General features: G+C 34.4%; 9 protein-coding genes and 1 pseudogene. 8 read left to right on the plus strand and 2 right to left on the minus strand.

The genetic code is table 11. From position 1 onward, the window contains the following. The first annotated feature begins 93 nt into the window (after positions 1 to 93). Complete coding sequence (locus BIW12_RS03720; protein ID WP_071183868.1) at positions 94 to 2,121, plus strand: M3 family metallopeptidase; 2,028 nt, start codon at positions 94 to 96, stop codon at positions 2,119 to 2,121. An 84-nt stretch (positions 2,122 to 2,205) separates the two neighbouring features. Here the strand turns inward: BIW12_RS03720 and BIW12_RS03725 are convergent. Then, positions 2,206 to 3,468, minus strand: a pseudogene (locus tag BIW12_RS03725) (cation:proton antiporter). Positions 3,469 to 3,607: 139 nt separating this feature from the next. On the opposite strand from BIW12_RS03725, the gene BIW12_RS03730 reads away from it, so the two are divergent. From BIW12_RS03730 to BIW12_RS03745, 4 genes are all read left to right on the plus strand, one after another. Continuing rightward, positions 3,608 to 4,111 (plus strand): GbsR/MarR family transcriptional regulator, encoded by a 504-nt coding sequence (locus BIW12_RS03730; protein ID WP_071183869.1) that lies wholly within the window; start codon positions 3,608 to 3,610, stop codon positions 4,109 to 4,111. Positions 4,112 to 4,172: 61 nt separating this feature from the next. Continuing rightward, positions 4,173 to 4,508, plus strand: coding sequence for a hypothetical protein (locus BIW12_RS03735; RefSeq protein WP_071183870.1), 336 nt, complete (start codon positions 4,173 to 4,175; stop codon positions 4,506 to 4,508). Then, on the plus strand, positions 4,505 to 5,218 hold the full coding sequence (locus BIW12_RS03740; RefSeq protein ID WP_071183871.1) for a YqjF family protein: 714 nt from the start codon (positions 4,505 to 4,507) through the stop codon (positions 5,216 to 5,218). Before BIW12_RS03735 ends, BIW12_RS03740 begins: the two co-directional genes overlap by 4 nt. A gap of 352 nt (positions 5,219 to 5,570) precedes the next feature. Next, on the plus strand, positions 5,571 to 5,936 hold the full coding sequence (locus BIW12_RS03745) for a hypothetical protein (protein ID WP_071183872.1): 366 nt from the start codon (positions 5,571 to 5,573) through the stop codon (positions 5,934 to 5,936). Positions 5,937 to 5,990: 54 nt separating this feature from the next. Here the strand turns inward: BIW12_RS03745 and BIW12_RS03750 are convergent, their stop codons facing one another. Continuing rightward, positions 5,991 to 6,803 carry a hypothetical protein gene (locus BIW12_RS03750; RefSeq protein WP_071183873.1) on the minus strand — a complete coding sequence of 271 codons (813 nt, stop codon included), beginning with the start codon at positions 6,801 to 6,803 and terminating at the stop codon, positions 5,991 to 5,993. A 228-nt stretch (positions 6,804 to 7,031) separates the two neighbouring features. On the opposite strand from BIW12_RS03750, the gene gcvP reads away from it, so the two are divergent. The 3 genes from gcvP to BIW12_RS03765 all read left to right on the plus strand — a co-directional run bounded on the left by gcvP (position 7,032) and on the right by BIW12_RS03765 (position 11,901). Then, entirely contained in the window at positions 7,032 to 9,881 is a 2,850-nt protein-coding gene (gene gcvP, locus BIW12_RS03755; RefSeq protein ID WP_071183874.1) for an aminomethyl-transferring glycine dehydrogenase, read from the plus strand. 242 nt (positions 9,882 to 10,123) lie between these two features. Next, positions 10,124 to 11,182 (plus strand): 3-oxoacyl-ACP synthase III family protein, encoded by a 1,059-nt coding sequence (locus BIW12_RS03760; RefSeq protein ID WP_071183875.1) that lies wholly within the window; start codon positions 10,124 to 10,126, stop codon positions 11,180 to 11,182. A gap of 191 nt (positions 11,183 to 11,373) precedes the next feature. Beyond that, positions 11,374 to 11,901, plus strand: a complete 528-nt coding sequence (locus BIW12_RS03765) for a methyltransferase (RefSeq protein WP_071183876.1) — start codon at positions 11,374 to 11,376, stop codon at positions 11,899 to 11,901. The last annotated feature ends 14 nt before the right edge of the window (positions 11,902 to 11,915 follow it).

The raw sequence follows: 11,915 nt of genomic DNA on the forward strand, positions 1-11,915 counted from the left end.
GGAGATTCGCAAAGAAAACACAGAGACTCGCAAAACATTTAGCGTCTCTTCGCGTGTTCTCTTTGCGAATCTTTGCGTAACAAAACAATCCACATGAGCATTCTAACAAAACATTTCGATACCAAACACAACACCGCTCCTTTTTCGCAAATTAAAAACGAAGATTATTTCCCTGCTTTTCAGGAAGGAATTGCTTTGGCGAAAGCCGAAATCGATGCGATTGTAAATAATCCTGAAGCACCCACTTTTGCAAACACTATCGAAGCGATGGATTATTCGGGAGCTATTCTTGATAGAATTTCGAGTATTTTCTTCAATCTAAATTCGGCTGAAACCAGTGACGAAATGCAAAAAATTGCGCAGGAAGTTTCGCCTTTGTTGTCAGAATTCGGGAACGACATTACGCTAAACGCCGATTTGTTTGCACGTGTAAAAGCAGTTTATGAACAAAAAGACACGTTGAATTTAAATACAGAACAGGCTACGCTTTTAGACAAAAAATACAAGAGTTTTTCCAGAAACGGAGCCAATTTATCTGAAGAAAAGAAAAGCGAATTACGTGAAATTGACAAAGAATTATCGAAATTAAGTTTACAATTTGGCGAAAATGTATTGGCTGAAACCAATGCTTTTCAGCTACACCTAACTGATGAAAAAGATTTAGCCGGTTTACCCGAAGGCACCATCGAAGCAGCTCGCTCTTTGGCGAAAAGCGAAGAAAAAGAAGGCTGGATTTTCACCTTAGATCATCCAAGTTATCTTCCGTTTATGACGTATGCCGATAATCGCGAATTGCGTAAAAAAATGGCAATTGCTTTTGGTTCAAAAGGTTTTCAAAATAACGAATATGACAATCAGGAAATTGTTTTAAAAATTGTAAAACTACGCCAGCAAAGAGCCAATTTATTAGGGTACCAAACCCATGCCCATTTTGTTCTGGAAGAACGCATGGCTGAAAGTCCTGAAAAAGTAATGGCTTTTGAAAATGATTTATTGGCGAAAGCCAAACCTGCTGCACAAAAAGAATTTGCTCAACTAACCGAATTTGCAAAAAAACTGGACGGCATCGAGCAATTGGAAAAATGGGATGGCGCTTACTATTCAGAGAAATTAAAACAGCAGCTTTTTAATTTAGACGACGAAAAATTAAAACCTTATTTTCAGTTAGAAAAAGTACTTAACGGTGCTTTTGTAATCGCCGGGAAATTATACGGACTCACTTTTACCGAAGTATTTGACATTGACAAATACCACGATGAAGTGATGACTTATGAAGTTAGAGACGAAAACAATAATTTGGTCTCCATATTCTACGCCGACTTTTTCCCAAGAAAAGGAAAACGAAACGGTGCCTGGATGACTTCATTCAAATCACAATATGTTAAAGACAGCGTGAACGAAAGACCACATATTTCGAATGTTTGCAATTTTACAAAACCTACCGAAACCAAACCATCATTATTAACTTTTAATGAAGTAACGACTTTATTTCACGAATTTGGTCACGGTTTACACGGAATGTTAGCCAACACAACTTATCCAAGTTTATCTGGAACTTCGGTATTTTGGGACTTTGTGGAATTGCCAAGTCAGGTGATGGAAAACTGGTGTTACGAACCGGAAGCCTTAGCTTTATTTGCCACTCACTACCAAACCGGAGAAGTAATTCCGATGGAATATGTAGAAAAAATCAAAGAAAGCGCGAGTTTCCAGGAAGGTTTGGCTACTTTGCGTCAGTTGAGTTTTGGATTACTAGACATGGCTTGGCACGGACAAGACCCGACTAATATTACCGATTTAAAAGCTTTTGAAACCGAGCAATTTGCTAATACTCAATTGTATCCGGATGTAAAAGAAAATGCCATGAGTACCGCTTTTTCGCATATTTTCCAAGGCGGTTATTCATCAGGATATTACAGTTATAAATGGGCTGAAGTTTTGGATGCTGATGCTTTCGAATATTTCAAAGAAAATGGCATTTTTAACAAAGAAGTGGCAACTAAATTTAAAGACAATGTACTTTCTAAAGGCGGTACCGAAAACCCGATGACTCTATACAAACGCTTTAGAGGTCAGGAACCAAAACCTGAGGCTTTGTTAAAAAGAGCGGGATTGATTTAAAGATTACAGAACCTAGATTTCAGAATACAGATAAAAACCGAAGCGTTATTGCTTCGGTTTTTTTATATCTATTTTGCACTAATTTTATTCTTTCTCTAAAACTTTCTTGGCCAGTTTTCCAACAGTCAATCCCTGTACTAAAATTGAAAATAGTACTACAATATAAGTTACTTCAAGTAGCAGGTTTTTATATTCTCCATCAGGCATCGAAAGTACTAATGCAATGGAAACTCCTCCACGAATTCCTCCCCAGACTAAAACCATTAACGAACCTTTATTATAAGCTGATTTGATTCCGAAAAACTTAAAAAAATCAAAAAACATCCACGGTAAAACGATAGAAGCAATTCTTGAAAATAACACTATAAATATCGCCACAAAACCTGTTAGCAACTGTTTATTCAAATCGGGCAACAATAATAATTCGAAACCAATAAACAAGAATAAAATAGCATTCAATATCTCATCTATAAGCTCCCAAAACTTTTCCAGATAATCTTTAGTTTCTTCGCTCATGGCAACTTTTTTGCCATAATTACCAATGATTAATCCGGCTATTACCATCGCTAACGGACTGGAAACATGTAAACTTTGCGCAATTAAAAATCCACCCATTACAATAGAAAGCGTAATCAATACAGAAACTTTATAATCATCTATTTTCTTCATCACATTCGATGCTGAGAATCCTAAAACCGCTCCTAATAAAAGTCCGCCGATTCCTTCTTTAGCAAACAACCATGCAATTGAACCAAAACTCATATCAAATGTAGGATCAGTTGCCATTTTTAAAACAACGGCAAACATCACTACTGCTACTCCATCGTTAAATAAGGATTCACCAACGATTTTAGTTTCTATTCGTTTAGGAACTTTAGCCTGCTTTAAAACTCCCAGTACTACAATAGGATCCGTTGGCGAAATTAACGTTCCAAAAACCAAACAAAATATATAAGGAATATTGATTCCAAAAATTGGAGTAATATTATACAGTAATATAGAGATAATTAATGCCGACAATACTACACTAACCGTAGAATAAATTATAATAGGAACTTTTTGCTCTTTAAGATCGGACATATTCACATGAAGTGCACCTGCAAATAAAAGAAAGTTCAACATCGCACCCATCAATATCTCATTGAAATCGAATTCTTTTATCAGCTAAAAAAACTCTTTTGTAGTATGAGGAAAATAAGAATCTCCAAGTACACGAATTCCTACTGAAACTAACATAGCAATAATCATGATTCCAATAGTCCCCGGGAGTTTTAAAAATCTTAAATTGAGATAAGCGAAAAAAGAAGCCAATACAATGAGTACTGAAAAAGTATAATATAATTCCATAAAAAGTGATTTTTACAAAAATATCTTTCTCATTATTTAATAGAAACTTTCAAAGCCTCAATTAACATAACTTTATAATTGAATAAACAAACTTTCATTTTTTTTTGAAAGTTTAAAAACTTTTACTTACATTTGAGTCATGGAAATCAAAGAAGCTAAAAATAAATTTATTCAGACTTGGGGAGCACTTGGTTCGCAATGGGGAATTAACAAAACCATGGCACAAATTCATGCTTTACTAATGGTTTCTACTGAAGCTGTTTCTATGGAAGAGGTGATGGAACAATTGCAAATTTCACGCGGAAATGCTAGTATGAATTTAAGAGCTTTGATGGACTGGGGTATTGTTTATAAAGAATACAAAGCTGGAGAGCGAAGAGAGTTTTTTACCGCCGAAAAAGATTTAGATGAATTAGCCATAAAAATTGCTAAAGAGCGTAGTAAAAGAGAAATTAAACCAGCTTTAAAAATTTTAAAAGAAGTTTCTTCGATACAATCAAATAACACAGCCGAAGAAATTCAGTTTATCGAGCAAACCACAAAACTCTATGATTTTGTTTTGAAAGCCGATAATGTATTAGACAAAATCACTGAATACAAAGACAACTGGTTGACCAAACTAGTAGTCAAGTTTATGAAATAGAACTAAAAAAATTTAATTAAAACTTTCATTTTTTTCTGAAAGTTTAAAATAAAAGAAAATTATGAAAATTATAAACTACCTAAATTACTTTTTTGTTGGAGTTCCAACAATTTTATTTCTAATCGGAATTTTAAAAGACAGCTTTTTATTTTTCGGTTTACTTTCAGTTATAATGACTGGGCTATTTCAAGTCACAATAGGAATAAAAATGTTAATAGATAAACCAAATGACAAATTTCTCATGGCTTACATAATTGGCGTATTAACATTCTTTATTTTATGGTTCATTTGTTTAATTACCGATTATGAAAATCCAATGTTTTACATATTGATTTCAACACCACCCATTTTAGCAATCTATCTTTCAATAATAATCTATAAAAAAGCAAACAAATGAGCTTCTTAACTGCAAACTGGAACAATTTAGCATTAATCAATTACGTGATTAATCCTAAGATGCTAAACAAATACCTTCCAAAGGGAACCGAAATAGATTTATGGAATGACAAATGTTATGTTAGCTTGGTGGGCTTTATGTTCAACAACACTAAATTATTGGGTTTAAAAATTCCATTTCACATCAACTTTGAAGAAGTAAATCTTAGGTTTTATGTCAAACGATTTGAAAATGGTGGATGGAAACGTGGTGTAGTTTTTATAAAAGAAGTAGTTCCAAAACGAGCACTAAGCTTAATAGCAAACACCTGGTATAAGGAACATTATCAAACCAACAAGATGAGTCATGGAGTTACCGAAAATAATACCTCAAGAACATTTACCTATCAATGGAAAAACAACAACCATTGGAATTCTATTCAAGTGGAAACAAAATTAGATCAGTCAGCTATCGAATTAAATTCAGAAGCCGAATTCATAACAGAGCATTATTTTGGTTATACCAAATATGATAAAAACATCACTTTTGAATATGAAGTCACACACCCAAGATGGGAACAATTTGAAATAATCAATTATAAAATTGATGTAGATTTTGAAAACAATTACGGAAAAGATTTTGCTTTCCTCAACGAATCAAAACCTGTTTCTGTATTCTTAGCCAAAGGCTCTAAAATTACTGTTGAAAATAAACGAAAAATAAAATCATGAACCTTAACATCATTGGATATTGCATCTATTTAGGTATCACCACAATTATAATTTTAAGAGTGGGAAGAATATGTTATGAAAATGGAAACGTATATGTTTCGACACTCATTCCAAACCATGAAGATCTATGTCATAAAATCAACCAAATCTTACTGATAGGCTATTATTTAATGAATCTTGGTTATTGCGCAATGACACTAATCTCATGGAATAAAATCAACTCAATCATACAATTAATCGAAGTTATCTCCTCCAAATCGGCAATAATAATTTGTATAATAGCAGCTATGCATTACATCAATATCATCATACTAACAAAATACATCAAAAAATTAATTTAAAAAATTCAATTATGGAAACTACAAAAATTTTAATCGGATACGCTGTTTATTTACCCGTTGCTTTGTTCTTGACTTACTATGTTTCTAGAACTCTTTTTAGAAACAGTAAAGTCTACATGATGGATATTTTTAGAGGACGAGAAGAAATTGCCGATGCTACCAACAAACTCTTCGAAACCGGATTTTACTTACTCAATTTAGGTTTTGCTCTAATGATTTTGGAAATGAAAATGAAAAATGATAGTTACCAATTATTAATTGAAAAATTGAGTTACAAAATTGGGGGCTTTACCATTTATTTAGGAATTATGCTTTTTCTAAACTTATATTTTTTCTTTAGAGGAAAAAGAAAAGCGAAAGAAGCAGCAATCAATTAAATTGAAAATTTTTAAACTAATTCAAACCGAAGCGTTATTGCTTCAGTTTTTCATTTAAAACAAAAGCACCATCAACCACCAAAGAACAGGAATGCTTTCTACCCAAAAAGAAGTGTAATATTTAGAGCGATTTTCATTCGATAAAATAATAAAAAGAGAAAGTATCACTACCAAAATCAAATTGACGACCAATTGTTTTTCGATAAAATTATTTTTAAAAAACTCTAAAAAATAAAAAAGAAACAACAATAACAAACCCATGATTTTGGTTCGTTTAACGCCTATTTGTTGCGGAACGGTTTTAAGATGCGGATCATCATTAGACAAATCGATAATTTCAAAAACTAAAATTAAATCGAAAATCAATATAAATCGTTGGATGCATTTAATCAAAAAATCAAAACCTAAATCAACATGAGCATTGATTAACGGCAAAACCAAAGTAACTCCTACCCAACACAAAGACACTATATATATTTTGACTCCAGCCCAGTTTCGTGCATTCTTTCGATTAGGAAAAAAAGGGAGCGTGTACAATAACGTCAGGATTAAAACGCTGACAGCCACAAGTTGGGTGACTCTTTCTAACTTAAAAAAATAAAAACCAACAGCCAAAAATGAAAAAAAGCTCAAAACAGCGATCATTTTCAGTTCGTTGCGCATCACTCTTTTTTTGGCTCTGGCCAAAGCATCGTATTTTACAAAGTTATAGCCAACAATGGTTCCAAAAAAAGAAAAAAGCGCAATGGATTCATCATAGGGAATTTCGAACATAAATTGTGTCATCCGCACCAGAGCATACACCGATAAAGCGACGTGAATACTGGATTTAAGATAAAAATCAAAAAGGGCTTGAATACGAATCATCTAACAAAATTAATCATTTAGAAAGAATATTTATAAATTCCTTTTAAACAAACAAAATCAATCCTAAAAAACAATGATTTAAAGCGGAATTATGTTTATTTTTGCGCCACGAAAAATAGAACCTTTTTTATAGCTACATGAAATGAGCATGACCATAAATTTGGTCAAGAAACAAATGAAGTTCTATGTGAATTCCATTTTCCGATTAAAAACAGATATTATCTACAAATGAAAACAGACGCTTTTGCTTTAAGACACATAGGTCCAGAGGAATCAGACTTACAACATATGTTGAAAACAATAGGAGTTGACTCGATAGAACAACTCATTTATGAGACCCTTCCGGATGATATACGTCTAAAAGCACCTCTAAATTTAGATCCTGAAATGACGGAATATGAATATTTAAAACATATTACGCTTTTAGGAAGTAAAAATAAAATGTTCAAAACCTACATAGGTTTAGGTTACAACCAAGCCATCGTTCCTGCGGTTATTCAAAGAAACGTGTTTGAAAACCCGGGCTGGTACACGGCTTACACGCCTTACCAGGCCGAAATTGCGCAAGGTCGTCTGGAAGCAATTTTGAATTTTCAAACGATGGTGATCGAATTAACCGGAATGGAAATCGCCAATGCTTCACTTCTTGACGAAGGTACTGCTGCAGCTGAGGCTATGGCATTATTATTTGATGTAAGAACCAGAGAGCAAAAGAAAGCTAATGTTTGTAAATTCTTCGTTTCAGAAGAAATCTTACCACAAACTTTATCGGTTTTACAAACCCGTTCTACACCTATTGGAGTAGAATTAGTAATAGGAAATCACGAAAACTTTGACTTTTCTGATGAATTCTTCGGAGCTATTTTACAATATCCTGGGAAATTCGGTCAGGTAAATGACTATACTCCTTTTATTGCAAAAGCTGCTGAAAACAATATCAAAGTAGCTGTTGCTGCCGATATTTTAAGTTTAGCTAAATTAACTCCTCCGGGAGAAATGGGAGCTGCCGTAGTACTTGGAACTACACAACGTTTCGGAATTCCGTTAGGTTACGGTGGTCCTCACGCTGCTTATTTTGCTACCAAAGAAGAATACAAACGTTCTATGCCAGGAAGAATCATCGGGGTAACTGTTGATACTAATGGAAACCGTGCATTGCGTATGGCATTGCAAACACGTGAACAACACATTAAACGTGATAAAGCAACTTCTAACATCTGTACTGCACAGGTTTTATTGTCAGTTATGGCGAGTATGTATGCTGTTTATCACGGTCCAAGAGGATTAAGATACATTGCAAACAAAGTACATGCTTCGGCGGTGACTTTAGCAAATACTTTAGCTAAGTTAGGTTTCGAACAAACCAATACTGCTTTCTTTGACACTATTGTTATAAAAGCAGATGCTAAAAAAATAAGAGAAATTGCCGAAGCAAACGAAGTGAATTTCTTTTATCCAAATGAAAATTCAGTTTCTATTTCATTGAATGAAACCATCGGTTTTGCCGATTTGAATAAGGTAGTTTCAATTTTTGCTGCTGCAAAAGAATTAGCTACAATTACAATTAGCGAATTATCAGAAACGAATCATTTCCCGGAAAGTTTAATCAGAACTTCAACGTTCTTACAACACGAAGTTTTCAACAAATATCATTCGGAAACTGCTTTGATGCGTTACATCAAAATGTTAGAGCGTAAAGATTTAGCTTTAAATCACTCAATGATTTCACTAGGTTCTTGCACGATGAAACTAAATGCCGCAGCCGAAATGTTGCCATTAAGTTCTCCAAGCTGGAATAGCATTCACCCATTCGCTCCTTTAGATCAGGCAAAAGGATACCAAAAAATGCTTTCTAAACTGGAGGAATACCTAAATGAAATTACCGGTTTTGCTGCAACTACTTTGCAACCAAATTCAGGTGCACAAGGAGAATACGCAGGATTAATGGTAATTCAGGCGTATCATGAATCAAGAGGCGATCATCATAGAAATATTGCTTTGATTCCCGCTTCGGCTCACGGAACCAACCCGGCTTCTGCGGCTATGGCAGGAATGAAAGTGGTTGTTACCAAAACCTTAGAAAACGGAAATATTGACGTAGAAGATTTACGCGAAAAAGCTATTTTACACAAAGACAATTTATCTTGTGTGATGATTACCTATCCATCCACTCACGGTGTTTACGAAAGCGCGATTAAAGAAATCACTAAAATTGTTCACGATAATGGTGGTCAGGTTTATATGGACGGTGCAAATATGAATGCTCAGGTTGGATTAACCAATCCAGCAACTATCGGTGCTGACGTTTGTCACCTAAACTTACACAAAACATTTGCTATTCCTCACGGTGGTGGAGGACCTGGTGTGGGACCAATATGTGTTGCGCCACAATTAGCTCCGTTTTTACCAACAAATCCCGTAGTTCCTACAGGTGGAGAAAATGCAATTACGGCTATTTCTGCTGCTCCTTGGGGTTCTGCATTAGTATGCTTGATTTCTTATGGATACATCAAAATGCTTGGAGCCGAAGGTTTAAAATCGGCTACTGAACACGCTATTTTGAATGCTAACTATATCAAAGAAAAATTAAGCGGTCATTACGACACTTTATATTCAGGAGAAATGGGACGTGCGGCACACGAAATGATTTTAGAATGCCGTCCGTTCAAACAAAAAGGAATCGAAGTTACCGATATTGCAAAACGTTTGATGGATTACGGTTTCCACGCTCCAACTGTTTCTTTCCCGGTAGCCGGAACTTTAATGATTGAGCCAACAGAAAGTGAAAACTTAGAAGAATTAGACCGTTTTTGTGATGCGATGATTTCAATCAGAAAAGAAATTGAAGCTGCATCTATCGAAGATTCGAATAATGTTTTGAAAAATTCGCCTCATACATTAGCAATGTTAACTACTGAAAACTGGGATTTCCCATACAGTAGAGAACAAGCAGCTTTCCCATTGGATTACATCGCCGAAAACAAATTCTGGCCTTCTGTTCGCAGAGCCGATGATGCTTTTGGAGACAGAAATTTAGTATGTAGCTGTGCTCCTATTGAAGCTTATATGGAAAGTTAAACATACATTTCACCATAAAAATGCCTCGAAATAATCGAGGCATTTTTATTATAACTAACACAAAATTACGGTTCTAAAGTTTTTAATTCCCCTAGCAACACATCCCTTGGATTAAAAGCAGTTGATTTTAAAAATTCTTTAAAAAAATATCTGTAATTTTGCCCCCACGTATAGCATTTAGTATTTTCTCCTTGTTTTGAAAATATTAAATTTTCGCTATCTTTTTTTAATAGAAAAGCCCAATGAAAATAAAAATAACTGGTACAGGAAGTTACATTCCAGAAAGAATAATTTCCGATAAATATTTCGAACTTCATCAATTTCTAAATGAAGATGGTACTCCAATCAAACAGTCGAATGAAGTTATTATTAAAAAATTCAAAGCAATAACCGGAATCGAAGAAAGACGCTATGCAGAGAGTCAATACAACACTTCTGACTTGGCTTTTTTAGCTTCTCAAAAAGCAATTGAAAATGCAGGAATTGATCCTGAAACTATTGATTATATTATTTTTGCACACAATTTTGGTGATGTAAAACACGGAACGGTACAATCAGATATGATACCGAGTTTAGCCAGTCGTGTTAAAAATAAATTAGGGATTAAAAACCCAAAATGTGTGGCTTACGACCTTATTTTTGGCTGTCCGGGATGGGTTGAAGGTGTATTACAAGCCAATGCTTTTATCAAATCCGGAATGGCTAATCGTTGTTTGGTTATTGGTGCCGAAACTCTTTCGAGAGTGGTGGATGACCACGACCGTGATTCGATGATTTATTCGGATGGTGCCGGAGCAACAATCATTGAAGCTTCTGACAACGAAACCGGAATGCTTTCTTATGAAACTGCCTCTTACACCGAAGAAGAAGCCGGATTTTTATTCTACGGAAAATCGTATCATCCGGGCTTGGATCAAAATACCAAATACATCAAAATGTATGGTAGAAAAATTTACGAATTCGCCCTAAGTAATGTTCCTGCTGCCATGAAAAGCTGTTTGGACAAAAGCGGAATCGCGATAGATGATGTCAAAAAAATCCTGATTCATCAAGCCAATGAAAAAATGGACGAAGCTATCATAGATCGTTTTTACAAACTATATGATAAAACTGCTCCGGCTAACATTATGCCAATGAGTATTCACGATTTAGGAAATAGCAGTGTGGCTACCGTTCCTACTCTTTTTGATTTGATTTTAAACGGACAAATTGAAGATCATGAAATTAATAAAGGTGACATACTTATTTTTGCTTCTGTTGGAGCAGGAATGAATATTAATGCTTTTGTTTACAGATACTAATTCTTTTTAGAATCCAATACAAATCCGCAACCTAAAATTATTTTAGTTGCGGATTTTTCTGTTTAAGCTAAATAATCCCAGACCAAATTCTATAAAACAAGACATATATCTTTGTACATTTGCAAGCAAAATTTCTGAACAAAACATAACCTAATACTGAACGAGAGATTGCTTCGTTCTTCCCAATAACTATGTACGAAAAAACGTTTCCTAATAAAAGATTCAAACACACCTTAGATTTTTTAAAAAAACACATTTCAACTTCTGAAACTATTTTTGACTTAGGAGTTCCAAATCCTTTTTCTAAAATCATGGAAGAAAATGGATATCAGGTAAAAAACACCACAGGAGAAGATTTAGACAAAGACCAAACGGCTTTACAAACCGAATCTTATACTGTCTTTACTGCTTTCGAAATTTTCGAACATTTATTGAATCCTTATACGGTTTTAGAAAATGTAAAATGCGACAAATTGTTAATTTCAATTCCGTTACGCCTTTGGTTTTCGCCAGCTTACAGAAGCAAAACCGACATGTGGGACAGACATTACCACGAATTTGAAGATTGGCAATTGGACTGGCTATTGGAAAAAACAGGCTGGAAAATTACAGCAAGAGAAAAATTCACCCACCCTGTAAAGAAATTAGGCTTCAGACCTTTATTACGTTATTTCACACCAAGATATTATATTGTATTTGCTGAAAAAGTTAAGATTTAAGATTGTTGATTAAC

Source organism: Flavobacterium commune, assembly GCF_001857965.1.
GTDB classification, from domain to species: Bacteria; Bacteroidota; Bacteroidia; order Flavobacteriales; family Flavobacteriaceae; genus Flavobacterium; species Flavobacterium commune.